This is a genomic window from Mycobacterium sp. UM_Kg27, assembly GCF_000972905.1.
Classification (GTDB): domain Bacteria; phylum Actinomycetota; class Actinomycetes; order Mycobacteriales; family Mycobacteriaceae; genus Mycobacterium.
Genome location: NZ_JRMM01000006.1, coordinates 15,195 through 40,720, shown reverse-complemented (window position 1 = coordinate 40,720; position 25,526 = coordinate 15,195). Strand labels below are relative to the sequence as shown.

Annotated in this window: 20 protein-coding genes; 13 read left to right on the top strand and 7 right to left on the bottom strand. The window is 66.7% G+C overall.

Going from position 1 to position 25,526, the window contains the following annotated elements; genetic code table 11:
• Positions 1-13: 13 nt before the first annotated feature.
• Positions 14-1,000 carry a diiron oxygenase gene (locus tag LI94_RS02035; protein WP_046300144.1) on the bottom strand — a complete coding sequence of 329 codons (987 nt, stop codon included), beginning with the start codon at positions 998-1,000 and terminating at the stop codon, positions 14-16.
• Between the two features lie 336 nt (positions 1,001-1,336).
• On the opposite strand from LI94_RS02035, the gene LI94_RS02030 reads away from it, so the two are divergent.
• The 3 genes from LI94_RS02030 (at position 1,337) to LI94_RS02020 (ending at position 6,538) form a co-directional block, all read left to right on the top strand.
• Complete coding sequence (locus LI94_RS02030; protein WP_046300133.1) at positions 1,337-2,824, top strand: NAD(P)/FAD-dependent oxidoreductase; 1,488 nt, start codon at positions 1,337-1,339, stop codon at positions 2,822-2,824.
• A 117-nt stretch (positions 2,825-2,941) separates the two neighbouring features.
• On the top strand, positions 2,942-5,917 hold the full coding sequence (locus LI94_RS02025; protein ID WP_046300132.1) for an RND family transporter: 2,976 nt from the start codon (positions 2,942-2,944) through the stop codon (positions 5,915-5,917).
• 147 nt (positions 5,918-6,064) lie between these two features.
• Positions 6,065-6,538 (top strand): hemerythrin domain-containing protein, encoded by a 474-nt coding sequence (locus LI94_RS02020; RefSeq protein ID WP_024440389.1) that lies wholly within the window; start codon positions 6,065-6,067, stop codon positions 6,536-6,538.
• 135 nt (positions 6,539-6,673) lie between these two features.
• Here the strand turns inward: LI94_RS02020 and LI94_RS02015 are convergent, their stop codons facing one another.
• Positions 6,674-7,432: a lipase family protein gene (locus LI94_RS02015; RefSeq protein ID WP_046300131.1), complete on the bottom strand. Its 759-nt coding sequence runs from the start codon at positions 7,430-7,432 to the stop codon at positions 6,674-6,676.
• 281 nt (positions 7,433-7,713) lie between these two features.
• On the opposite strand from LI94_RS02015, the gene ileS reads away from it, so the two are divergent.
• The 4 genes from ileS (at position 7,714) to LI94_RS01995 (ending at position 14,285) form a co-directional block, all read left to right on the top strand.
• Positions 7,714-10,878: an isoleucine--tRNA ligase gene (ileS, locus tag LI94_RS02010; protein ID WP_046300130.1), complete on the top strand. Its 3,165-nt coding sequence runs from the start codon at positions 7,714-7,716 to the stop codon at positions 10,876-10,878.
• 391 nt (positions 10,879-11,269) lie between these two features.
• Positions 11,270-12,532, top strand: a complete 1,263-nt coding sequence (locus tag LI94_RS02005; RefSeq protein WP_024443148.1) for a PPE family protein — start codon at positions 11,270-11,272, stop codon at positions 12,530-12,532.
• 18 nt (positions 12,533-12,550) lie between these two features.
• Positions 12,551-13,894, top strand: a complete 1,344-nt coding sequence (locus LI94_RS02000; RefSeq protein ID WP_024443147.1) for a PPE family protein — start codon at positions 12,551-12,553, stop codon at positions 13,892-13,894.
• Positions 13,895-13,940: 46 nt separating this feature from the next.
• Positions 13,941-14,285, top strand: coding sequence for a DUF732 domain-containing protein (locus LI94_RS01995; RefSeq protein WP_046300129.1), 345 nt, complete (start codon positions 13,941-13,943; stop codon positions 14,283-14,285).
• Positions 14,286-14,292: 7 nt separating this feature from the next.
• On the opposite strand, the gene LI94_RS01990 is transcribed toward LI94_RS01995, so the two are convergent.
• Positions 14,293-14,859 carry a class I SAM-dependent methyltransferase gene (locus LI94_RS01990; RefSeq protein ID WP_024443145.1) on the bottom strand — a complete coding sequence of 189 codons (567 nt, stop codon included), beginning with the start codon at positions 14,857-14,859 and terminating at the stop codon, positions 14,293-14,295.
• A 57-nt stretch (positions 14,860-14,916) separates the two neighbouring features.
• On the opposite strand from LI94_RS01990, the gene LI94_RS01985 reads away from it, so the two are divergent.
• On the top strand, positions 14,917-16,272 hold the full coding sequence (locus LI94_RS01985) for a DNA polymerase IV (protein ID WP_046300128.1): 1,356 nt from the start codon (positions 14,917-14,919) through the stop codon (positions 16,270-16,272).
• A gap of 85 nt (positions 16,273-16,357) precedes the next feature.
• On the opposite strand, the gene LI94_RS01980 is transcribed toward LI94_RS01985, so the two are convergent.
• Positions 16,358-17,296 (bottom strand): asparaginase, encoded by a 939-nt coding sequence (locus LI94_RS01980; RefSeq protein WP_082105628.1) that lies wholly within the window; start codon positions 17,294-17,296, stop codon positions 16,358-16,360.
• 33 nt (positions 17,297-17,329) lie between these two features.
• Between LI94_RS01980 and lspA the strand changes: the two genes are divergently transcribed.
• Together lspA and LI94_RS01970 are read left to right on the top strand one after the other, a co-directional pair.
• A complete protein-coding gene (gene lspA, locus LI94_RS01975; protein ID WP_152664728.1) occupies positions 17,330-17,971 on the top strand; it encodes a signal peptidase II in 642 nt (213 codons plus the stop codon).
• A 7-nt stretch (positions 17,972-17,978) separates the two neighbouring features.
• On the top strand, positions 17,979-18,899 hold the full coding sequence (locus tag LI94_RS01970) for an RluA family pseudouridine synthase (protein WP_046300143.1): 921 nt from the start codon (positions 17,979-17,981) through the stop codon (positions 18,897-18,899).
• Position 18,900: 1 nt separating this feature from the next.
• Here the strand turns inward: LI94_RS01970 and LI94_RS01965 are convergent, their stop codons facing one another.
• Complete coding sequence (locus tag LI94_RS01965; protein ID WP_024443140.1) at positions 18,901-19,662, bottom strand: class I SAM-dependent methyltransferase; 762 nt, start codon at positions 19,660-19,662, stop codon at positions 18,901-18,903.
• Between the two features lie 8 nt (positions 19,663-19,670).
• Complete coding sequence (locus tag LI94_RS01960) at positions 19,671-19,907, bottom strand: dodecin family protein (RefSeq protein ID WP_024443139.1); 237 nt, start codon at positions 19,905-19,907, stop codon at positions 19,671-19,673.
• Between the two features lie 138 nt (positions 19,908-20,045).
• On the opposite strand from LI94_RS01960, the gene dnaE reads away from it, so the two are divergent.
• Positions 20,046-23,597 (top strand): DNA polymerase III subunit alpha, encoded by a 3,552-nt coding sequence (gene dnaE / locus LI94_RS01955; RefSeq protein ID WP_024443138.1) that lies wholly within the window; start codon positions 20,046-20,048, stop codon positions 23,595-23,597.
• A gap of 33 nt (positions 23,598-23,630) precedes the next feature.
• Here dnaE and LI94_RS01950 read toward each other — a convergent pair whose 3' ends face one another.
• Positions 23,631-24,083, bottom strand: a complete 453-nt coding sequence (locus tag LI94_RS01950; RefSeq protein WP_024443137.1) for a PPOX class F420-dependent oxidoreductase — start codon at positions 24,081-24,083, stop codon at positions 23,631-23,633.
• 53 nt (positions 24,084-24,136) lie between these two features.
• Between LI94_RS01950 and LI94_RS01945 the strand changes: the two genes are divergently transcribed.
• Both LI94_RS01945 and LI94_RS01935 read left to right on the top strand, forming a co-directional pair.
• A complete protein-coding gene (locus LI94_RS01945; protein WP_046300142.1) occupies positions 24,137-24,523 on the top strand; it encodes a MerR family transcriptional regulator in 387 nt (128 codons plus the stop codon).
• Positions 24,524-24,795: 272 nt separating this feature from the next.
• Positions 24,796-25,521 (top strand): hypothetical protein, encoded by a 726-nt coding sequence (locus tag LI94_RS01935; protein WP_125079822.1) that lies wholly within the window; start codon positions 24,796-24,798, stop codon positions 25,519-25,521.
• Positions 25,522-25,526: the final 5 nt, after the last annotated feature.

Sequence of the window (25,526 nt, the reverse complement as noted above, 5' to 3'; positions counted from 1 at the left end):
CGCAGACGGAGCTTCAGACCTCGGTGAGCTGCGCCGGCAACTGCGCGCGTTGCGGCTCGCCGCGGTACCGCGACGGCGCACCGTCAATCTTGCAGATGCGCCACATCAACCGCGCCGCGGGATTCATCAGTCCGAGTTCATGGCAGACCATCCGCACATCGGCGAACATGTCCCGCCAGGTCTGGCGTGCGTCCGGGTTGCCGAAGAACCACTTCTTGCGCGCCGACTTGGGAACATCGAACTCGCGGAAGAATTTGCGGGGCGGCACCACCATCGCCTGCCCGAGCATGCGCATGACGACGGGCACATAGAGCGAGAGCATGAACCGGCTGCTCCACCACAGCCGTGGCACCCGCCGCTGCAGGTACTGGTGGGCGAACGAGATGTGACGCGCCTCTTCGGCGACGTGGATTCCGATCATCCTCCGGACGATCTCCGGGACACTGTCCTCTTCCCGAAGGGCAAGGGTCTGCAGGTAATCGAACGGGACCTCGCCCGCCAGGACCCCGAAGAAGAACGAGTTGGGCAACGGTCCGGCGTACAGCGGCACGATCGGGGAGAGCAGGCGCAGCCACCGCGGCATGCCCGGGACATCGACGCCGATGCGGTTCACCAGCTCCTGGAACATCAGCGTGTGGTTGCATTCCTCGATGCACTCGTGCAGGCAGTAGCGGTACTCCGGCGAGCCGTTGGGAACCCAGAACGTGTAGTGCATCAGGCCGCGCACCAGAATGCCCTCGAACTGCACGCCGACCTTGGCCATGTTGGCCTGACGCCACATGCCGATCGCGATCTTCTTTTCCAGGGGCTGCGCCTGGTACCACGGGTGGCGGCCCAGCGGGTCCGCTTCCGACAGCACCCAATGGGGGTCGTCCGCCTTGACCGCAAGTTCGGGGTCATTCCAGTCGATGTCCACGTACGGGTTGAAATTGCGTCGCACCGAGCTTTCGGACAGCGTCGCCAAGGTTTCGCCGTAAGCCGCGTCGCCCCCGACGTACATGGCGTTCTTCAGCCGTCGAACGAAGTAAAAAAGGGCATAGGGCACCGACGCGACGGCAATCGAGCCGGCCAGCAACCAGCAGATGTCGATCACGACGGTCGGCATACGGACCCATTCCCCTTTTCCTGGCACGCACCTCGCGGGGCGTAGCCGAGCCGAAGCTTACCGTCAAGTTTGGCAAAACAGTAAGGTTTAACCGTTCACTTGAGTGTGATCGGCATCATGTTGGTACCAGCCGGCAGCCATTACTTTATCTTCCGGTCGAGGGCCGCCGGAAATCGGGCTGACCTGCACGTACAGCGATATATTGCGGCGTTGGGGTAGCGTGTTCTCCTTATGGGGACCCAGCAATATGACGCCGTCATCGTGGGCGCGGGCTTCGGCGGCATCGGTGCGGCCATCCAACTCAACAAGCTGGGCTACGACAACATCGTGATCGTCGACCGGCTGGATGGGCTCGGCGGAACATGGCGGGTCAACCACTACCCGGGGCTCTCCGTCGATCAGCCCTCTACTACTTATTCCTACTGGTTCGAACCCAACCCCTACTGGTCGCGACTGTTTGCCCCCGGCAATGAGGTCCAGGCCTACGCCGAGCATGTGGCCGACAAGTATGACGTCACGCGTTTCATGCGCTTCAACACGACCGTCGACGGCGCCCAGTGGGATGAGGACGCCAAACTGTGGCGGACCTCGCTGGCCGGCGGTGAGACGCTGACCTCGCAGTTCCTCATCGTTGCCACCGGCTTCCTGTGCCAGCCCAAGATCCCGGAGATCCCCGGCATCGAGTCGTTCGCCGGCCATATCGTCCACACCGCGCAGTGGGACCACGAGTACTCGATGGCGGGCCGTCGGGCGGCCGTCATCGGAACCGGGTCCACCGGGATCCAGGTGATTCCCGAGTTGGCCAAAGAGGTCGCCGACCTGACGGTGTATCAGCGCACCCCGATCCTGGTGACCCCCAAGTCCGACGTGGTGTTCCCGCCCGTGGTGCAGCGGATGTTCGCCCGGGTGCCGTTCACTCAGCGCATCGTGCGGTGGCTGACCGACAACACCACGGACTTCATGATGGTCCTGACCATGTGGCGCTACCGGCGCTTCAAGTTCCTCAACAAGGCGATGGCGGCCCAATCGGCGCGGCATCGGCGCCGGGCGGTGCGGGATCGTGAACTCGCCGAGAAGATGCGGCCCGATTTCGACTTCGGCTGTAAGCGTCCGTCGATCTCCAACGACTACTACCCGACGTTCGCCAGGCCGAATGTGCACCTCGTGACCGAGGGGATCGAGCGGATCGAACCCGACGGCATCGTGGCGCGGGACGGCACCAAGCGCGAGATCGACACCTTGGTGCTGGCGACGGGATACGACGTCTGGGAGGGTAACCTGCCGGCGATCGAGGTGATCGGTCGCGGCGGGCGCAACCTGGGCAAATGGTGGCGTGAGACCCGTTTCCAGGCCTATCAGGGCATGACGGCCCCACAGTTCCCGAACTTCATCAACATGGCCAGCCCGTTCTCCTGGGTCGGGTTGTCCTGGTTCAACACCGTGGAGTACCAGACCCGGCACATGAATCGGCTGTTCGGTGAGGTGCGGCGGCGTCAGGCGCAGACGTTCGAGGTCACCGAGGAGGCCAACACCCGCTTCTACGAGCGGATGATGAGCCTGCTGGACAACTCGGTGTTCCACCTGGGCAACTGCGCGACATCGAATTCCTACTGGTTCAACCAGACCACCGGGGAGGCGCCACTCTTCCGTCCGACCTCGGTGCGCAGCGCCGTGAAGGAGCAGGATCACTTCCCGCTCTCGGACTACCAGATCGGATAATTTCCGCTGCTACGGTCCTGAACAGGGGGTTACAGTGATCGTTTGGGCAAAATGTCGGATGAGGGGCATCAGACAATGACGCCTACACATCACCTGATCCAGGGGGGCGGGTCGTCCGTGGCCGCATTCGTTCGTCGCTTCGCCTTGCCGATAATCCTGGGCTGGGTGGCCCTCACCGTATTGGTGAGCGTCGCCGTGCCGCCGCTGGAGCAGGTCGCCAAGGAACATCCGGTGTCGTTGAGCGCCAAAGACTCACCGTCGATTCAGGCGATGGCACGGCTGGGGCATGTCTTCGCGGAGTCCAACACCGACAGCGCGGCGATGATCGTCATCGAAGGCGACGAGCCGCTCGGCGACGCCGCTCACCACTACTACAACGAGCTGATCGCCCAGCTCAACGCCGACACCACACACGTGCAACACATTCAGGACTTCTGGGGTGACCCGCTGACCGCGGGTGGCGCCCAAAGTTCGGATGGCAAAGCCGCGTTGGTGCAGCTGAACCTCGCCGGAAACCAGGGCGAGGCGCTGGCCAACGATTCGGTCGAGGCGGTCCGCGACGTCGTGGCCCGCACACCCGCTCCGCCCGGGGTCCGGGCATACGTCACCGGCCCGGCGCCGATGGTCACCGACATGAACACCAGCGGCGACCGGGCGGTGCTCAAGATCCTGGTGGCCACCGTCTCGGTGATTTCGCTGATGCTGTTGCTGCTCTACCGATCATTCAGCACCGTCGCGCTGTTGTTGGCCGTGGTCGGGATCGAGCTGGCCGCGGCGCGCGGAATCGTCGCCGTCCTGGGGCATTACGGCCTGATCGGTCTGTCCACATTCGCGATCAACATCCTGGTCACCTTGGCGATCGCCGCCGGCACCGACTACGGCATCTTCTTCATCGGCCGCTATCACGAAGCCCGCCATGCCGGCGAAGACCCGGAGACCGCGTACTTCACCACCTATCGCGGGGTCGCCCACGTGGTGCTCGCTTCGGGCCTGACCATCGCCGGCGCCACATTCTGTCTGAGCTTCACCCGATTGCCGGTCTTCCAGACCATGGGCGCGCCCTGCGCGGTCGGCATGCTGGTCGCGGTGGCGATCGCGCTGACGCTGGTTCCGGCGGTCCTGGCCATCGCCACGCGTCACGGTCTGCTCGAACCCCGCCGCAAGATGTCCGATCGCGGCTGGCGCAAGGTGGGCACCGCGATCGTGCGCTGGCCGGCTCCGATCTTCTTGGCCGCCTGCTCGATCGCGCTTATTGGCCTGCTCGCGCTGCCGGGCTACAAAGTCAGTTACAAAGACCCGTCGTTCATCCCGCAGGACACTCCCGCCAACCTTGGCTGGGCCGCTGCGGCGCGACACTTCCCGGAATCGCGCCTGCTCCCCGAGGTGGTGTTGGTCGAGTCCGATCACGACATGCGCAACTCCGCGGACTTCCTGGTGCTCAACAAGCTGGCCAAGAGCATCTTTGCCGTCGAGGGCGTTGCCATGGTGCAGGGCGTGACCCGCCCGGAGGGCACCCCGCTCGGTCACACCTCGATTCCGTTCCTGCTCAGCATGCAGAACGCCGGGCAGATGCAGAACCTTGACTTCGTCAAGAGCCGGGTGGCCGACATGCGCCAGCAGGCCGACGACCTCGAGGGAACCATCGCCTCGCTACAGCGGATGTACGCGCTGATGCAGCAGTTGGGCACCAGCACCCAGCACGCGACCGGTGTCTCGCGCGAGGCGATGGACCTGGCTCAGCAGGTGCGCGGCGACATCACCGACCTGAACCAGAATTCCAAGGCGCTTCGGGAATCGGTTGAGAAGCAACAGAATTGCGGCAGCGACTCGACCTGCTTGTCGCTGCGCGCGGCGTATGCGTCGATGGACGGCACCCTGCTGCTCACCGACAAGATCAATGAGCTGGCGCCGGACATGAGCAACATCGATGTGGTGACGCCCCAGCTACTGGAGATGATGCCGGCGCAGATCGCGGCACTTCGCAGCCTGCAGACGATGATGCTGACGTTGCACAGCACCATGTCGGGCATCATGGCGCAGATCGAGGAGGTCGGCGGCGACTCCGCAGCGATGGGCCAGGACTTCGACGCGGCGAAGAGCGACGACTCGTTCTATCTCCCGCGGGAAGCCTTCGACAACCCGGACTTCAAGCGCGTGATCCAGCTGTTCCTGTCGCCGGACGGACACGCCGCGCGGTTCTTCGTCACGCACGATGGCTACCCGGCGACCCCGGAGGGCATGGCGCGGGTCAATCTGATCAAGAAGGCCGCCACCGAGTCGTTGAAGGGCACCCCGCTGTCTGGCGCCAAGGTCTACGTGGCGGGCACCGCAGCGCTCTTCAACGACTTGCAGGGCACCGCCGACTACGACCTGCTGATCGCCGGAATCACCTCGCTGGCAATCATTTTCATCATCATGTTGCTGATCACTCGAAGCTTCATCGCCTCCGTGGTGATCGTCGGGACGGTGCTGGCCTCGCTGGGGGCGTCGTTCGGGTTGTCGGTACTGCTGTGGCAGTACATCTTCGGCATCAACCTGCACTGGCTCGTGCTGGTGATGTCGGTGATCATCTTGTTGGCGGTGGGCTGTGACTACAACCTGCTGCTCGTCGCTCGGTTCAAAGAGGAGATGGGCGCCGGACTCAAGACCGGCATCATCCGCACCATGGGTGGTACCGGCAAGGTCGTCACAGCGGCCGGGCTGGTGTTCGCCTTCACCATGGCGTCCATGCTCGTCAGTGATCTGCGGGTGGTGGGTCAGGTGGGCACCACCATCGGGCTCGGTCTGCTGTTCGACACCCTGGTGGTGCGCTCATTCATGATGCCGTCGATGGCGGCGCTGCTGGGGCGATGGTTCTGGTGGCCACTGAACGTGCGAGAGCACCCCCCGCGGGCGCTGCCGGTCGCGGTGCCGGCCGCGGCCGCCGCCACCCAAGGCAAATCCGTAGCGCATGATCGGACATTCGAGGACATGGTCGCCACGGCGTTCCCGGAGCTGTCCGGCCGGCCGACGGACGAAGAGCGGCCCACTGAAGATCGATCCACCGAGGTGCTGGCCGCGATCCAGCCGCCGGAGGAAGAGACCGACCACTGAGCCGGAGCCGAACCGGCTCTGGTCAGCGCGGCACCGCGTGGGCTAGATTTGCATGAGCCCCGATTGTAGAAATGATTCGCGGGGTCTGATGGGGTGCTCGACGATGCCCACCGGCGTCTGTTGAACCGCTCGGAGGGAGCGCCAGATATGTCCGATGCAGCCCTTTCTGCGGCGTTGGAGCGTGAGCATCTGCAGATCGACGCCGGGATCAGAGCCTTCCTGGAGGACCTGGAGGCCGGCAGGGTCGACGTCGACGGCCTCAGCGCCACTTTGGCTGTGCTGCGACGCCACATCTACCTGGAGGAACAGTTGCTGTTCCCGCCGATCAGCAGCGGAGCCCACATGATGGCGGTCTTCGGGATGATCCGAGGCCATGGCGAGATCTGGCGCACTATGAACGCTCTCGACGATCTGACGCGTGCCGGCGCCGATCATGCCACCCTGCGCGGCGCCTGTTGCCGGCTGCTGGACCAGTTGGCCGACCACAACAAGGTGGAGGAGCCGGTGATCTACCCGGCCGCCGACACCGGGCTGGCACCGGAAGTGGCCGCCGAAGTGGCCGAATTTCTTGCCGCCGGCCGGATGCCCGACGGGTGGACCTGCGCACGAGGGGCGGCCTGAGCCGCATCTAAGCCCGGCGGTTCAGCGAGGCTCGACGAAGGGGAGGCGAAGCTGGGACCGCCGAATCGGCCCGGCGGTTCAGCGAGGCTCGACGAAGGGGAGGCGAAGCTGGGACCGCCGAATCGGCCCCGCGGTTCAGGCTTCGCGAGCGATGAGCGCCGAGAGGCCGGCGTGATAGGCGGCCAGGCTGTGCCGCCATCCGATGTCGATCGCACCACCGCTATCCACGGCTACCTCCGCGCCTACGTGCACATACGGCGCGGGCGGCACCAGCGGGACGATGTCGAGGAAATTCACCACGCGGTAACAGCATTCGATGGCGGCATCGAACGCGGCCTTGAAATCGGGCACGCCGACGCGTGGGCCACCGAAGGTGGTCAGCCGCGGCTCGACGGTGTTCGGGGGCATCCCCTGAGCGACGTCCGGTGCGGCCAGCACGGCCAACGCGCCTCCGAGGCTGTGCCCGGTGATCAGGATCTGGCTGCACCCGCTGGTCGCTGCGGGCAGCTTGGCGGCAATGGAGGCACGGACGCAGCCGTAGATGTCCTGGAAGCCGGCGTGCACCTGGCCGAATCCCACCACCGGCGTATAGGGGGCCGGGATGAAGTCGAAATCGGCGATCCAGTCGGCCACGTCGGCGCTGCCGCGAAACGCGATGAACGCGGTACCACTGGCAGTGTCGTGGCCCATCAGTCCAAAGATGTTGGTGTCCTTGGCCATCGCCGTCGCGGGATGCTGCGCGGGCAGCGCGGCCAGGTGAGCCCGGTCGGCCTTGATCAGGGCGGTCTGGTTGAAGCCGGGCGGCAGCGTAGGCGCTGCGCCGGACATCACGGTGTTGGCCGCCGACGCCAGCGGCAGCACCACGTCGCGGGCGTACGACGGGCTGAAGGCCACGTTGAACAGTGTAGAAGCCCCAGCCCTGCCAGAGTGGGTGCCGGCGGCAGGATCTAGACTCCTCACCAACGGCATTGAACCGGCAATCACCGGGGAGCCTTCGGAAGAACAGCCACACCGCCCAGCGGCAGGCTCAGTAGAACCGAACGGGACGGCCCGTCACAGCCTTACATCGAGCGGTCGCGCCCCGGCACGGGAGCGCGGCAAGCGGGGTGGTACCGCGGCGCTCGCGCAACCGCGCGGCGTCGTCCCCGGGCCGGGCCCTTGGGAGACAACACACCGTGAGCGAACGCAGCTATCCGAAGCCGGCCGCCGGCGCCCCCGACTTCCCGGCGGCTGAAGCCGCCGTCCTGGACTACTGGGCCGCCGACGACACCTTCCGAGCCAGCATCGCCAACCGCGACGGGGCGCAAGAATATGTGTTCTACGACGGGCCACCGTTCGCCAACGGCCTGCCGCACTATGGGCATCTGCTGACCGGCTACGTCAAGGACATCGTGCCCCGCTACCGCACCATGCGCGGCTACAAGGTGGAGCGCCGCTTCGGCTGGGACACCCACGGGCTCCCGGCCGAGCTGGAGGTGGAGCGCCAACTCGGTATCACCGACAAGTCCCAGATCGACGCCATGGGCATCGCCGCGTTCAACCAGGCCTGCCGGGAGTCGGTGCTGCGCTACACGTCCGAGTGGCAGGCCTACGTCACCCGCCAGGCGCGCTGGGTGGACTTCGACAACGACTACAAGACCCTCGACCTGCCGTTCATGGAGTCGGTGCTGTGGGCCTTCAAGCAGCTCTGGGACAAGGGCTTGGCCTACGAGGGCTACCGGGTGCTGCCGTACTGCTGGCGCGACGAGACCCCACTGTCCAACCACGAGCTGCGGATGGACGACGACGTCTATAAGAGCCGCCAGGACCCGGCGCTGACGGTCGGGTTCCGGATCGTCGGCGGGGGAACTGCCGGTGAACTCGAGGGTGCTCACCTGTTGGTGTGGACCACCACTCCGTGGACCTTGCCGTCGAACCAGGCGGTGGCGGTCAACCCGGATGTGACCTATGTGCTGGTGGCGGCAGGGGAGCGGCGCTACCTGCTGGCCGAGGCGCGGCTGGGTTCCTACGCACGCGAGCTCGGGTTGGGCGAGGGGGAACAGCCGCACGTGCTGAGCAGCTACCGCGGGTCGGACCTGCTCGGGGTGCGCTATGCGCCGCCGTTCCCGTATTTCTACGATCGCAGCGATCAGGGGCCTGGCTTCCGGGTGCTCGCCGCCGACTTCGTGTCCACCGAGGACGGCACCGGCATCGTGCACCTGGCGCCCGCCTACGGCGAGGACGACAAGAACACCACCGACCCGGCCGGCATCACCCCGGTCACTCCGGTGGACGCCAAGGGCCGCTTCGATGCCACCGTTGCCGACTACGCCGGTCAGCATGTCTTCGACGCCAACAAGGCGATCATCGCCGACCTCAAGAACGGCACCGGGCCGGCCGCGGCCAACGGCGCGGTGCTGGTCCGCCACGAGACCTACGAGCACCCGTACCCGCACTGCTGGCGCTGCCGCAACCCGCTGATCTACAAGGCGGTGTCGTCGTGGTTCGTCCGGGTCACGCAGTTCCGGGACCGGATGGTCGAACTCAACGAGCAGATCACCTGGTACCCCGAGCACATCAAGGATGGGATCTTCGGCAACTGGCTGCGCGGTGCCCGCGACTGGTCGATCTCTCGAAACCGCTACTGGGGCACGCCGATCCCGGTGTGGAAGTCCGACGACCCGGCCTACCCGCGGATCGACGTCTATGGCAGCCTCGATGAGCTGGAGCGCGACTTCGGGGTGCGACCGGACAACCTGCATCGCCCCTACATCGATGAACTGACCCGGCCCAATCCCGACGACCCGACCGGCCGCTCGACGATGCGGCGCATCCCTGACGTCCTCGACGTCTGGTTCGACTCCGGCTCGATGCCCTACGCCCAGGTGCACTACCCGTTCGAGAACTCCGAATGGTTCGACGGCGGTGCGGGGCAGACTGCCCACTACCCCGGTGACTTCATCGTCGAGTACATCGGTCAGACCCGCGGCTGGTTCTACATGATGCATGTCCTGGCTACCGCGCTTTTCGACCGTCCAGCGTTCAAAACCTGTGTGGCGCACGGCATCGTGCTGGGCAGCGACGGACAGAAGATGAGCAAGTCGTTGCGCAACTACCCGGACGTGAGTGAGGTGTTCGACCGCGACGGCTCCGACGCCATGCGCTGGTTCCTGATGGCCTCGCCGATTCTGCGCGGCGGAAACCTGATCGTCACCGAGGCCGGCATTCGCGAGGGTGTACGCCAGGTGATGTTGCCGCTGACCAACGCCTACACCTTCTTGACCCTGTACGCCCCCAAACCCGGGATCTGGCGCACCGATTCGCAGCACGTCCTGGACCGCTACATCCTGGCCAAGCTGGCGTCGCTGCGCGACGACCTGACCCGGGCCCTGGATGTCTGTGACATCTCTGGGGCGTGTGAACAACTTCGGCTGTTCACCGAGGCGCTGACCAACTGGTATGTCCGCCGGTCCCGGCAGCGGTTCTGGGACGAGGATGCCGACGCGATCGACACCTTGCACACCGTGCTGGAGATCACCGCACGACTGGCGGCGCCGTTGCTGCCGCTGACCACCGAAGTGATCTGGCGCGGTGTCACCGGGGAACGCTCGGTGCACCTGACCGACTGGCCGCAGGCCGGCGATCTGCCCGCCGACGCGGCCCTGGTGGCGGCGATGGACCAGGTCCGCGAGGTCTGTTCGGCGGCGGCGTCGGTGCGCAAGGCGCACCAACTGCGGGTGCGGCTGCCACTGCCCAAACTCACTGTCGCAGTCGACGACCCGCAGCGGTTGGCACCGTTCACCGACCTGATCGCCGACGAGCTCAACGTCAAGTCCGTCGAGCTCACCGACGACATCGCGCACTATGGGCGCTTCGACCTGGCGGTCAACGCGAAGGTGGCCGGTCCCCGGCTGGGCAAAGACGTCCAGGCCGCGATCAAAGCGGTCAAGGCCGGCGAGGGCGTCGTCAACGCGGACGGCAGCCTGAGCGCGGGACCGGTGGTGCTGCTCGAGAGCGAGTACACGTCCAAACTGGTGGCCGCTGACCCCGAATACACCGTCGCGTTGCCCGACGGGGCCGGCCTGGTGGTGCTCGACAGCGCCGTGACACCCGAACTGGAAGCCGAGGGCTGGGCCAAGGACCGGATCCGGGAACTGCAGGAGTTGCGCAAAAGCAGCGGACTGGAGGTATCCGATCGGATCGTCGTGGTGATCTCGGTGCCCGAGCAGCGGCTGGAATGGGCACGCAATCATGCCGAGTTGATCGCCGGAGAAATCTTGGCGACCAGTTTCGAATTCGGTGACCCGATCGATGCCACCGAAATCGGCGACGGCGTGCGGGTGTCCATCGCCAAGATCTGAGAAGTGCGGCGCCGGAAAAGTCCGTCCGGCCAGGGCGGACTTTCTCGCGGCGAGATTCTTAAGGTCGCCGGTGCCGGCTACGCGGGCTCGGTGCGATGTCCCCGGCTCCGCCGGGTGGTGACATTTGTGCAGATCGAGATAGGAAAAATACCCCCGCCGCGGCCTCGCCATCCGCCTGCACGCGGCCGGTCACCGGGCAGTGTCCAGACCCGGACGGGGCACTGACTCCTTTCCGGCGACCATTGGTCCGCGATTAACCTCCAAGCCATACGAACAGTTGTTCGCGGTTGGTACTGGCCCACCCGAATTGCGCCGAATCCCGGGGCAAATCGTCGCATGAGGCGACTCGGGTGGGTCGGTTCGTTACTCGGCTTAGAGGGGCAGGGGATTCATGGATTTCGGGGCGCTGCCGCCGGAAGTCAATTCCGCGAGAATGTATACCGGGCCCGGGTCTGCCCCGTTGCTGGCCGCCGCGGCGAGCTGGTCGGCGTTGGCGGCCGAGCTGGACTACACGGCGACGTCGTTCGCCTCGGTGATCGCCGACCTGACCGGCTCGGCCTGGAAGGGGCCCTCGGCCGCCTCGATGACGGCAGCCGCGGCTCCGTACGCAGCGTGGTTGAAGGCCACCGCGGTGGGTGCCGAAGAAACCGCGCTGAAAGCCTCGGCCGCAGCCGGCGCCTACGAAGCAGCCTTCGCCGCCACGGTGCCTCCGCCGGTGATCGCCGCCAACCGCACCCTGCTGGCCACGCTGGTGGCGACCAACTTCCTGGGCCAGAACGCGCCGGCCATCGCCGCCACCGAGGCGCAGTACGGGGAGATGTGGGCGCAGGACGCGGCCGCGATGTACGGCTATGCGGGCTCGTCTGCAACCGCCAGTCAGCTCAGCGCGTTCAACACTCCACCGGAGACCACAAATGCCGGCGGGCAGGCCGGTCAGTCGGCGGCGGTCAACAACGCGGCGCAGTCCGCAGCGGCGTCTAGCGCAGAGTCGACTCTGTCGGACTTCCTCACCCAGATCCCGAATGCGCTGCAGGATCTGGTCACCAATCCGATGGGGCTGCCGACCCAGGTCTTCCAGGATTACCAGGCGGTCGTGAAGACGCTGTCGTCGGTGCTGAGCACCTTCAACGGTCCGTACGCATCGGGCATCGTCAACTCGGCCCGCAGCATCTACCAGATGTCGATCAGCATCCCGGCCGTGGCCAACTCCCTGGGGAACCTGACCAGCACGCTGAGCCCCAAGCCGATCGTCGGCGCACTGTCGCCGTTGCTGTCCAGTCCGCTGCTCACCGGTGCACAGGCCATCCCGGCGTCGGTGTCGAGTGCGGTGGGCCGGGCCGGACTGATCGGGTCACTGTCGGTGCCCGCGAGTTGGGCCAGCGCGGTTCCGACCGTCAAGACCGCCGCCGTGGCCCTGCAGGCCAGTGTGCTCGAGGCGGCTCCGGCTCTGGCCGCCAACGGCGAGGGCCTGCTGGCGGGCCAGATGGCACTGTCGAGTTTGGCCGGCCGGGCCATCGGTACTCCGATCCGTCAGGCCGCCGGAGCCGGCGCCACTCGGGCGATCAGTGCGATCAGCCACGTCACCAACACCCAGACGGGACCGGACATCGCCACCACCGCCACCGTCATCGTCATCCCCCCGATCGCGAAATAGCGGAAGTAGGTCGCGTTCATGGTTTTTTACAGCTTCGCAGCGCAGCCGCCGGAGATCATCTCCGGGCAGTTGTACTCGGGACCGGGTGCGGACCCACTTTTCGCCGCCGCGGCGGCCTGGACGGGACTGGGCGCCGAGTTGAGCGCCACTGCCTCGTCGTACCAGGCGGTATTGGCGAGTCTCAGCGGCGGGTGGCAGGGGCCGGCTGCGGCGGCGATGGCGGCCGCCGCAGCACCGTACGTGACCTGGCTACAGACCACGGCGGCGCAGGCCGAACAGACCGCAGCCCAGGCATCGGCTGCTGCCGCCGCCTATGAATCTGCCTTCGCGGGGATCGTGCCGCCGCCGGCGATCGCCGCCAACCGCAGCCAGCTGGCCTCGCTGGTGGCCACCAATATCCTTGGTCAGAACAGCACGGCGATCGCGGCGGTCGAAGCCGAATACGGTCGGATGTGGGCGCAGGACGTCAGCGCGATGGTCGGCTATGCCGGCGCTTCGACCGCGGCCACCGACCTCGCCGCGTTCACCGAGCCGCCGCAGACCACCAACGGCACGGCGGGAAGTGCCGAGTCCGACGGTCTGGTGACGCCGCACGACATCCTGCAGGACGTCCTCGCCGAGATCAACAAGATGACCTCGGGCTACACCAAGGGATGGCAGGACCTGATCGACGGCGTGACCGGGGGCCCGGAGGTGCGCTCCTACCTGGAGTCACACCTGGCTCTGCTGTCGGGCACCAGCAGCCAGACCGCATGGGTCAACACCGTTCACGCCTCGACCAACATGTCGATCACCCAGTTCCGCAGCGGTTACAAGGCGGTGCTACCGGTGATTCCCAAGTCGGCGCTCGGCGGGTTGCACAGCTCGGGAGTGGCTACCGGCGCCGGCCTGGCGAAGTCCGCCGGGGCCGCAGCGGGCAGTGCGATGCGGGTGGGAGCGCTGTCGGTGCCGCCGAACTGGGCCAGTGCCACTTCGGCGATCCAGTTGGCCTCCACATCGCTGCCCGAGTCGGCACTGAGTGCCGCACCCGCCGCGGGTTCGGTGCCGGGCATGCTCGCCCCGGCGGCCATGGGCAGCGCGGCCGGTGGTGCGCTGGGTGCACCGGCGGCCCGCACCCGCACAGTGGCGCCGGCGGCGCGTGTGGTGTCGACCAACATCGCCGACCGCGAGGCGCCGGTGCCACTCGATCAGGTGATCGCGCAATTGCAGCAGACGCCGGATGTGGTGCAGCATTGGAACGTCGATCAGGCCGGCCTCGACGAGCTCGTCGCCAAGCTGTCCCTGAAGCCGGGAATCCATGCGGTGCATGTCCTCGACGAGGCGGACAGTGCCCTCACCGGATCGCAGTCCGCACTCGGCTGACATAGCCCAGATGCCTTACGCTTCCGGTCGTCGCAGGAGGACCCCTATGAAACTGTTGCTGGCCCCGCTGGTCATCCTGGCCGGGCTTGCTCTGGCCGCACCCGGGCACGCCGAACCCGCTGAAGGAGAGGCGAAGACGGTCGACAGCGCCGAATTCATCGCATCACTGCAGCAGGTCGGGATCATCTTCGATGACACCGGACACGCCGTGGCCGCCGCCGAGGCGCTGTGTGGCCTGGCTGCCAACGGCGAGTCGGCGATGGAACTGCTCAACGACGTCACCGAGGCCAACCCCGATCTCACTGTCGCCGACGCGGCCAGGTTCGCCGCGATTGCGGCGAAGACGTACTGCCCTCACCAGCTCAAGAAGGGTGGCGGCGGGTCGAAGTGACCTTCAGTCAGGGTTTGACGGCCCGCCACCGCTGTTGACCGTTCGCAATCTCCATCTCTATGTCGTGGAACCCTGCGCTGTCGAGGCGGTCCGGCAAGGTGTCGGGGCTGACCGGGTTGTAGGTGTCGCGGTAGTGCATCAGCTGAAAAATCGTCGAGTGCACCCCATCGCTGCCAGCGAAGACGGCCCCGGGCCGCAGTACCCGAAACGCTTCGGCGAACAGCCGGTCCTGCAACTCCGGCGTCGGAACGTGGTGCAGCATGGTGAAACACACCACGGAACTGAACTCCTCGGACGGCAGCCCGGTATCGGTGCCGTCGCCGTTGATGATGCGGGCCCGCGAGCCGTATCTCGACTGGAGGCGCTCGGTCATCGGGGGGTCGATCTCGACGGCGGTCAGCCGGGGCGTCATGTCCACCAGACACCGCATGTTGGCGCCGTAGCCCGGCCCGATCTCCAGGGTGTTCTCGCCGAGGTCGACGTCTGCCAGGGCCCACGGTAGGAGCTCACGTTCGACGCTGCGTGCCCAGTACCGGGAGCTGCAACACAGCCGGTGTAGCAGATTCATCGCCATCGTTTCGACACTAGTCGGGTGCGGCCAGGCGTCGTAGCTCCCAATAGGCTGAACATCGTGGACGCCCGCTGGGTCCTGCACCTGGATATGGACGCGTTCTTCGCGTCCGTTGAGCAATTGACCCGCCCGACGCTGCGGGGACGACCGGTGCTGGTCGGCGGGCTCGGGGGCCGCGGTGTGGTGGCCGGCGCCAGCTATGAGGCGCGGGTGTTCGGCGCCCGCTCGGCGATGCCGATGCACCAGGCGCGCCGACTGGTGGGGGCGCCGGCCGTGGTGCTTCCGCCGCGCGGCGCGGTGTACGGCATGGCCAGCCGACGGGTGTTCGAGACCGTGCGCGCGGTGATCCCGGTGGTCGAGCAACTCTCCTTCGACGAGGCGTTCGGCGAACCGGCCGAGCTGGCGGGAGCCGACGATGCGGAGGTGCTCCGATTCTGCGAACGGTTGCGCGGGCGGGTGCTCGAGGAGACCGGCTTGGTGGCATCCGTCGGGGCGGGATCGGGGAAGCAGATCGCCAAGATCGCGTCCGATCTGGCAAAGCCCAACGGTGTGCGTGTCGTTGGCCGCTCCGAAGAACGGCTGCTGCTGGACGGACTTCCGGTGCGCCGCCTGTGGGGGATCGGTCCGGTCGCCGAGGAGAAGTTGCACCGATTAGGCATCGCCACGATCGGCCAGCTAGCCGCACTGACCGACAGCGAGGTCGCCGATATCCTGGGTGCCACTATTGGTCCTGCCCTGCACCGGTTGGCCCGGGGAATCGACGACCGGCGGGTCGCCGAACGCGCTGAGGCCAAACAGATCAGCGCCGAGTCGACCTTCGCCGTCGATCTGACCACTCTGGAACAGTTGCGGGCGCAGATCGGTCCGATCGGGGAGCACGCCCACCGCAGGCTGCTTCGCGATGGACGCGGCGCCCGCACCGTGACGGTGAAACTCAAGAAGGCCGACATGAGCGTGCTCACCCGCTCGGCCACCTTGCCCTATGCCACCACCGACGTCGCCGCACTGACGTCGGCGGCCGCACGGCTACTGCTCGATCCGCAGGAGATCGGGCCGATCCGGCTGCTCGGCGTGGGGTTCTCCGGGTTGACCGATGTTCGTCAGGAGTCGCTGTTCCCGGATCTGGAGCTTCCAGATATGGGCGCGACAGCACCGGAAATCCCTGCGCGAGAACCACCTTCCGCGATAGCGGCGACGTCATGGCGAGTCGGTGACGACGTCAGTCACCCGGATCTGGGCCACGGTTGGATTCAGGGGGCCGGGCACGGGGTGATGACGATTCGCTTCGAAACGCGCGGCTCGGGCCCCGGCCCGGTGCGTACGTTCCCCCATGACGAGCCAGGGATCAGCCGCGCCGACCCGGTGGCGAGCCTGGACTGGCCGGACTACATTGCCCGCCCGGAGGAACCCAGCTAGTTGGTCGGGGGAGGGCCTGCGCTACCGGATCGTGTCGCGTCGGAAGTTCACGGTATTGGAGAAGTACACCCGGAGAAGCCGGTCGTCAGCCCCACCGGTCGATGACGTCGCCGACGGGCTGCCCGGCCGCGAGCGCCGCCATCAACAGGATCCGTGCCTGCGGCGGGCGCAGCAGCGGGACCATCACCGCGCCGGCTTGCACCAGGGCCCGGCCGGGGCCGTAATCCGCACCGATGCGCCCCTGCGGAACCCGGCTGGACACCACGATCTCGACGCCGGCCGCACAGTGCCGGCGCACCCCGTCGATCACCGCCGTGGTGGCGTTGCCCGACCCCAACGCGGACAACACCACCCCGCGCGCACCGGCGGCCACGCAGGCGTCCAATGCGACGGTGTCGGCGCCCGCATACAGCGCCACCACATCCACCCGCGGCACCGTGGCCGGTGCACCGAGGTAGGGCCGAGTCTTGTCGCCGGCCAGCGTGACGTGACCGTCGGTGACGCTGCCCAGCAGCGGACCGGTGAAACCGGTCAGCCCGGTGATGGTCGTCTTCTGCAGGCCCAGCGGGGCCAGTACCCGGCCGGCGAAGCACATCAGCACCCCCAGCCCCCGGGCCGCCGGATCGGCGGCCACCGCCAGGGCGTCGCGCAGGTTGCCCGGCCCGTCGGCGTCGGGCGCGTCCGCACCGCGCTGAGCCCCGGTCAGCACGACCGGCGCATCCCCGCGATAGCCGAGTTCCAGCCAGAGCGCACCCTCTTCGCAGGTGTCGGTGCCGTGGGTGACCACAACGCCGTCGGCGCCGCCGTCCACCGCGGCGTTGACCGCGGCGAGAAGCTGCGACCAGTCGGCCGGGCCCAGCTCCGAGCTGTCTCGCGCCATCAGATCCACCACGGTGACATCGGCGGCGCCGGTGTCCGCGAGCAGGTCCGAGCCGCTGCGGGCGGGCCGCAGCGCCCCGTCGCCTCCGGTGCTGCAGGAGATGGTGCCCCCGGTGGTGATGACGGTGAGACGCTTGGACAGCATGCCGCGATCATGCCGCACCCGGGTTAAGGGATGATGGAGAGCGTGACTGACGAGACAACCGACTCCACCGCGACGGAGGTGGACCCGGTCGCGGCAGCTGAGACGGAATCCGCTGCCCCGCCCCGCCGGCTGGGGCTGCTGCTGTCCGTGGCCGCGGTGGTGCTGCTGGCCGACGTCGTCACCAAGGTGCTCGCGGTGAAGATGCTGACCCCCGGCCAGCCGGTGTCGATCATCGGCGACACCGTCACCTGGACGCTGGTCCGCAACTCCGGCGCCGCGTTCTCGATGGCCACCAGCTACACCTGGGTGTTGACACTGATCGCCAGCTCAGTGGTGCTTGGCATCATCTGGATGTCGCGCCGCCTGGTGTCGCCGTGGTGGGCGATCGGGCTGGGGATGATCCTCGGCGGCGCGTTGGGCAACCTGGTGGACCGGTTCTTCCGGGCGCCCGGGCATCTGCAGGGCCACGTGGTCGACTTCCTGTCGATCGGCTGGTGGCCGGTGTTCAATGTCGCCGACCCCGCCGTGGTGGGCGGTGCGATCCTGCTGGTGGCGCTGTCGGTGTTCGGCTTCGACTTCGACGCGGTGGGTCGCCGCCGCGCCGGCGACGATGCTGAGCAGCCGCGTCCAGTGGGTGCTGCCGACGACGGCGACGGCGACGGCGAGCAACCCTGATGCGGCTGTGACCGAACGATCCATGCCGGTCCCCGAGGGGCTGGCCGGCATGCGCGTGGACGCCGGGCTGGCCCGCCTGCTGGGCCTGTCGCGCAACGTGGTGGCCACCCTGGCCGAGAACGGCGATGTGGAACTGGACGGCGCAGCCGCCGGCAAGTCCGACCGGCTCGTCGCCGGCGCGTGGTTACAGGTGCGACTGCCCGAAGCGCCGCCACCGCTGGAGAACACCCCGGCCGAGGTCGAGGGCATGACGATCCTGTACTCCGATGCCGACATCGTCGCCGTGGACAAGCCCGCCGGGGTGGCCGCGCACGCCTCCGTGGGCTGGAGCGGGCCGACCGTGCTCGGGGGCTTGGCGGCGGCCGGCTACCGGATCACCACGTCGGGCGTCCCCGAGCGCCAGGGCATCGTGCACCGGCTGGATGTCGGGACTTCGGGGGTGATGGTGGTGGCGATCTCCGAACGCGCCTACACCGCGCTCAAACGCGCGTTCAAGGCGCGCACCGTGGAAAAGCGCTATCACGCCCTGGTGCAGGGCCATCCGGATCCGTCCAGCGGCACCATCGACGCGCCGATCGGGCGGCATCACGGACCGGACTGGAAGTTCACCGTGACCGCCGACGGGCGGCACAGCATCACCCACTACGACACCGTGGAGGCGTTCGTCGCCGCGAGCCTGCTCGACGTGCACCTGGAAACCGGCCGTACCCACCAAATCCGGGTGCACTTCTCGGCCCTGCGGCATCCCTGCTGCGGCGACCTCACCTACGGCGCCGACCCCACGCTGGCGCGCAAGCTCGGGCTGGAACGGCAGTGGCTGCACGCGCGCGCTCTGGCATTCGCGCATCCCGGCGACGGGCGGCGCATCGAGATCACCAGCGAATACCCGGCCGATCTGCAGCACGCTTTGGAGGTGTTGCGGCGCTGAGTCAGCGCTCCGGCTTTTTGGCGTCGATCAGCACGCGGGTAGCGTGCGCGACGAACGGGCCGTCGGTTGCGATCCGGTCGTGCAACGCACGCAGTCGGTCCAGGTAGCCTTCGGCGGTGAAGCCCGGCACGATCCAGATCACCTTGCGCAGGAAGTAGATCACCGACCCGACGTCGAAGAACTCGACTCGCAGCCGCTCCATGCGGGCGTCCACCGGCTGCAGGCCGGCGGCCTGCGCCTCGGCGACCTGGCCCGCCACGTCCAACGCGGCATGCCGGGCCGCGGGCGGCGCGTCGAAGTAGTCGGCCAGCTCACCGACCGTGCCCGGCCCGATGTGCTGGGCCAGATAGCTGCCGCCCGGCTTGAGCACCCGGGCGATCTCCGACCACCACACCACGATGGGGTGCCGACTGGTGACCAGGTCGAACGCTTCATCGGCGAACGGCAGCGGCGGGTGATCCGGTGTGGCTATCACCACGACGCCCCGCTGATGCAGCAACTGGGTGGCGCGCGCCGCGTTGGGCGGCCACGACTCGGTGGCGGCCATGGCCGGCGGGAACACCTCGGCGCCGGCCAGCACTTCGCCGCCGCCGGTCTGCAGGTCCAGACCGGCCGAGGCGGCCGCGAGACGCTGACTCATGAGGCGCTGATAGCCCCAGGAGGGGCGCTGCTCGGTGGCGCGGCCGTCAAGCCAGGAGAAGTCCCAGCCGTCGACGGGTGCGGCGGCGGCCTCGGCCACCAAATCGTCGAAGCTACGTGACATCGAGGTCGTTAGCTCGATTCGTCAGCCGGCTTGGATGACTTCGGCGGGCGGATCTTGAAGGAGATGCGCAGTTTGGTGCGGTAGATGATCCCGCCTTTGTCGTCGAGGGTGAGGTCCTGCTCGACGACCTGGGCGACGCGGATGTCGTCGATGGTCTGCTTGGCCCGGTGCACCGCTTCGGCCGCGGCGTTCTCCCAGGATGACGGACTGGTCCCGATGATGTCGATCACCCGGTACACGCTCATGTATGACTCTCCTCCGCTTCAGCCGAACCTCAACGTAGTGCACGGCGGCGGCCGCTGTCCCGGGAAATGACCGCCGAAGAGACACGGGCGACGACACGCCCGAGAAGCGTCGGTGCTGCGCCATAGACTGGCGGTCCTATGGACAGTTCATCGTCGCGGTCCTTCGTGCACCTGCATAACCACACCGAGTACTCGATGCTCGACGGCGCGGCGAAGATCGCCCCGATGCTGGCTGAGGCGCAGCGCTTGGGGATGCCCGCGATCGGGATGACCGACCACGGAAACATGTTCGGCGCCAGCGAGTTCTACAACGCGGCGACCAAGGCCGGCATCAAGCCGATCATCGGGGTGGAGGCCTATATCGCCCCGGGTTCGCGGTTCGACACCCGCCGGGTCCACTGGGGCGACCCGAGCCAGAAGAGCGACGACGTCTCCGGCAGCGGCTCCTACACCCACCTGACCATGGTGGCCGAAAACGCCACCGGGTTGCGCAACCTGTTCAAGCTGTCATCGCTGGCCTCCTTCGAGGGCCAGCTCGGCAAGTGGTCGCGGATGGACGCCGAGATCATCGCCGAGCACGCCGAGGGCATCATCGCCACCACCGGGTGCCCCTCGGGGGAGGTACAGACCCGGCTGCGGCTGGGTCATGAGCGCGAGGCGCTGGAGTCGGCCGCCAAATGGCGGGAGATCTTCGGCCCGGAGAACTACTTCCTGGAGGTGATGGACCACGGGCTGGCCATCGAGCGCCGGGTCCGCGACGGACTGTTGGACGTCGGGCGCAAGCTCGGCATCCCGACGCTGGCCACCAACGACTGCCACTACGTCACCCGCGACGCCTCCTCGAACCACGAGGCGCTGCTGTGTGTGCAGACCGGCAAGACGCTGTCGGATCCCACCCGGTTCAAGTTCGACGGCGACGGCTACTACCTGAAGTCGGCCGCCGAGATGCGCGCGCTCTGGGACGACCAGCTGCCCGAGGCCTGCGATTCCACCCTGTTGATCGCCGAGCGGGTGCAGTCCTATGCCGACGTGTGGGCCCCGCGCGACCGGATGCCGGTGTTTCCCGTCCCCGAGGGCCACGACCAGGGCTCCTGGCTGCGCCACGAGGTGCAGGCCGGGCTGGAGCGGCGCTTTCCGGCCGGCGTGCCGAGCGAGTACACCGACCGCGCCTCCTACGAGATCGATGTCATCTGCGGCAAGGGATTTCCGTCGTACTTCCTGATCGTCGCGGACCTGATCAACTACGCCCGCTCGATCAACATCCGGGTGGGCCCCGGCCGCGGGTCGGCTGCCGGATCGCTGGTGGCCTACGCGCTGGGCATCACCAACATCGACCCGATACCGCACGGTCTGCTGTTCGAGCGCTTCCTCAACCCGGAACGGCCGTCGGCACCCGATATCGACATCGACTTCGATGACCGTCGCCGCGGCGAGATGGTCCGCTACGCCGCCGAGCGGTGGGGCAGTGACCGGGTAGCCCAGGTGATCACCTTCGGCACCATTAAAACCAAAGCGGCGCTGAAGGATTCAGCTCGCGTGAACTATGGCCAGCCCGGCTATGCCATCGCCGACCGCATCACCAAGGCGTTGCCGCCGCCGATCATGGCCAAGGACATCCCGCTGTCGGGCATCACCGACCCCAACCACGAGCGGTACAAGGAGGCCGCCGAGGTTCGCGCGTTGATCGACACCGACCCCGATGTACGCACCATCTACGAAACCGCGCGCGGACTGGAGGGCCTGGTCCGCAACGCCGGCGTGCACGCCTGCGCGGTGATCATGAGCTCTGAGCCGCTGATCGACGCGATCCCGTTGTGGAAGCGCCCGCAGGACGGCGCCATCATCACCGGCTGGGACTACCCGTCGTGTGAAGAAATCGGCCTGCTGAAGATGGACTTCCTGGGCCTGCGCAACCTGACGATCATCGGCGACTGCCTGGAGAACATCAAAGCCAACCGGGGCATCGACCTGGATCTGGACACGCTGCCCTTCGATGACCCGGCCACCTACGAACTGCTGGGCCGCGGCGACACCCTGGGCGTGTTCCAGCTCGACGGCGGCCCCATGCGCGACCTGCTGCGCCGCATGCAGCCCACCGAGTTCAACGACATCGTCGCAGTGCTGGCGCTGTATCGGCCCGGTCCGATGGGCATGAACGCCCACAACGACTACGCCGACCGCAAGAACGAGCGACAGGCCATCAAACCGATCCATCCCGAACTCGAAGAGCCGCTGCGCGACATCCTCTCGGAGACCTACGGACTGATCGTCTACCAAGAGCAGATCATGTTCATCGCCCAGAAGGTGGCCTCCTACACCATGGGCAAGGCCGACGCGCTGCGTAAGGCCATGGGCAAGAAGAAACTTGAAGTGCTCGAAGCCGAATACAAGGGCTTCTATGAGGGGATGACGGCCAACGGGTTCTCCGAAAAGGCCGTGAAAGCGTTGTGGGACACCATCTTGCCGTTCGCCGGCTATGCGTTCAACAAGTCGCACGCGGCCGGCTACGGTCTGGTGTCGTACTGGACGGCTTACCTCAAGGCCAATTACCCGGCCGAATACATGGCCGGGCTGTTGACGTCGGTCGGTGACGACAAAGACAAGGCCGCGGTCTATCTGGCCGACTGCCGCCGGCTGGGGATCACCGTGCTGCCGCCGGACGTCAACGAATCCGGGCTGAACTTCGCTTCGGTGGGCGAGGACATCCGCTACGGGCTGGGTGCGGTACGCAACGTCGGCGCCAATGTCGTCGGCTCGCTGATCAACACCCGGACGCACAAGGGCCGTTTCACCGACTTCTCCGACTACCTCAACAAGATCGATATCGCCGCCTGCAACAAGAAGGTCACCGAGTCTCTGATCAAGGCGGGTGCCTTCGACTCGCTGGGACATCCGCGCAAGGGGCTGTTCCTGGTACACACCGACGCGGTCGACTCGGTGTTGGGCACCAAGAAGGCCGAGGCGGTGGGGCAGTTCGACCTGTTCGGCGGGGGAGACGGCGAAAGCGCCGCAACCGATGCCGTATTCGGCATCAAGGTGCCCGACGAGGAGTGGGCCGACAAGCACAAGCTGGCCCTGGAACGAGAGATGCTCGGTCTCTATGTGTCCGGGCACCCGCTCAACGGCATTGCACACCTGCTGGCCGCCCAGGTCGACACCCAGATCCCAGCGATCCTGGAAGGTGACGTCGCCGCCGACACCCAGGTAAAGGTCGGCGGCATCCTGGCCTCGGTGAACCGCCGGGTCAACAAGAACGGACTGCCCTGGGCCTCGGCGCAATTGGAGGATCTCACCGGCGGCATCGAGGTGATGTTCTTTCCACAGACCTACTCCGCCTATGGTGCCGACGTCGCCGACGACGCCGTGGTGCTGGTCAGTGCCAAGGTCAACATCCGCGACGACCGGATCTCGTTGATCGCCAACGAACTGGTGGTGCCGGATTTCTCCGCCAATGCCCCGGATCGTCCGCTGGCGGTGAGCCTTCCTACCCGCCAATGCACCATGGACAAAGTCAGTGCGCTCAAGCAGGTGCTGACCCGTCATCCCGGTACCGCACAGGTGCAGCTGCGGCTGATCAGCGGGGAGCGCATCACCGTCCTGGAGCTGGACCCCTCGCTGCGGGTGACGCCGTCCTCGGCGCTGATGGGGGACTTGAAGGCCTTGCTCGGCCCCGGCTGTTTGGGCGGGTAACCGACGGCGGCGCTGTCCGGCCAGGAGTGCGGTCTAGCGCGCGAACGGGTCAACCCGAACGATCGCGCTGTCGGGCCACAGGGTACGAGTTCGGATGCGCCGCAACTTATCCCGCAGTGGCAGATCCCGGTGCACGTTGGTCACGCCGGGTACCGGGACCATCGGCACGATGTTCCACTGCCAGCCGTAGCGCCGGTGCAGGCTGCGGTTGGCGGCTTCGGCCTCCTCGCCGGAGAGCACGGTCGCCTTTCCGAGTAGCGCGGTCGCGTCGCGTCGGCGCCGGCCGTGGTGGTCGCAGGCGGTCAACTCCACCTCCGGGCGCGCGGTCAGTCTTCGCGTCTTGGGACCGATCTTGGTCCGGAACAACACGGTGCCGTCATCGAGCGCGAACCATATCGGGGTGTCCACGGGCGTGCCGTCGCGGCGAAAGGTGCGCAGCAGCGCGTAGCGGGTGTGGCGTAGCTCGTCGGTTGATTGCGGGTGCATACCACCAGGGAACAACTTAAAGTTGACTTCAAGTCAAGTCCCCGGAGGTGTGGGTGCCCGATCCGTTGACCATCGGCGAGGTGGCGAACCGCAGCGGCGTCGCTGCCAGCACCTTGCGCTACTACGAGCGGATCGGCTTGCTGGCTGCCCCATATCGGGTCGGGGGTCAACGCCGCTATGACGCTGCGGCGCTGGCCCGGCTCGACGTGATCGGACTGTGCAAGGCTGCGGGGTTCACGCTCGAGGAGATTCAGCTGCTCTTCGCCGACGACGCACCCGGGCGTCCGGCGAGCACGGCGCTGGCCCGGGCGAAACTTGCCGAGATCGACGCTCGGCTGGAGTCGCTGCGGCGGGCCCGTGCAGTCATCGAGTGGGGAATGAGGTGCACTTGCCCGTCCATCGATGCGTGCACCTGTGGAATCCATCCGCCGAAAGCCTGAATCTCAACGTAACGGTGAGATCTGTTTCCTATAACAACATCGCATAACTGGTGTAACGTCTGAAACTCCTCGCACAACATGTGCGGCCTCGGGGGGAGGTAGAGAGCGTTGAGGGCTGCGCGGAGCCGGTTCCGGCGGGCGCGCTATCGCAAAAAATTGAACTTTACCCAAGAGTACTATTAGCATAGGATATCAATGCTGTTACGCAGGCGTAACATCAGACGCCTGTTGATTCACAGCAATATATGAGCTTGAACAACACGGAGGCAGTCATGTGGGTTTCGCGTCGTCTTCTCAACCTGCTGGGGATGGGCGCTGCCGCCGCGTTCGCCGCGCTGGTGATTCCGGGGTCCGCCGCCAACGCGGCGGGGGACCCGTTCCTGGACGGCGGGCCGTATGAGACCTGTAACGGTGCGGTCTGCATGGTGATGGGGGACATCCTCGACGGTGGCTGGACATACCAGGGCGTCCGCCCGTTCATCACCGACTGGAAGGGCGACCAGCCCTACACCATCACCTACACCGACGGCGACAACACGCTCGACGCCGGGACGTACAACATCAAGATCGAGGACTACTGGAACTCGTTCTTCTCCACCCGGGCCTACCAGTTCGGTGACTTCGTCGCCAACCCGACCCTGCCCGCCGACTTCGACCTGAGCAGCCTGGGCAACTTCGGATACCTGTCCGGCTCCTCGATCTACGAGGTCAACATCGGTGACTTCACCAACCTGACGATCAACGGCGTGGGACCGCACGACCTGAACTACTGGGTCATGTCGGCCGGCGACCTCGGTTACACCGTGGTGACCGACCCGATCAACTTCGCATCGGCGGCCTACGTCACGATCGGCGACGACGACCCGCTGTTCTTGTGGAACAGCCTGTTCCACTCGTGGATCCCCGAGGTGCCGGACTACCTTGTTCCGAACGACCCGTTCGCCAGTCTCGACTTCGACCCGTCGCAGTACCTCGGTGACGCCTGGGCCGGCTTCTAACCTCT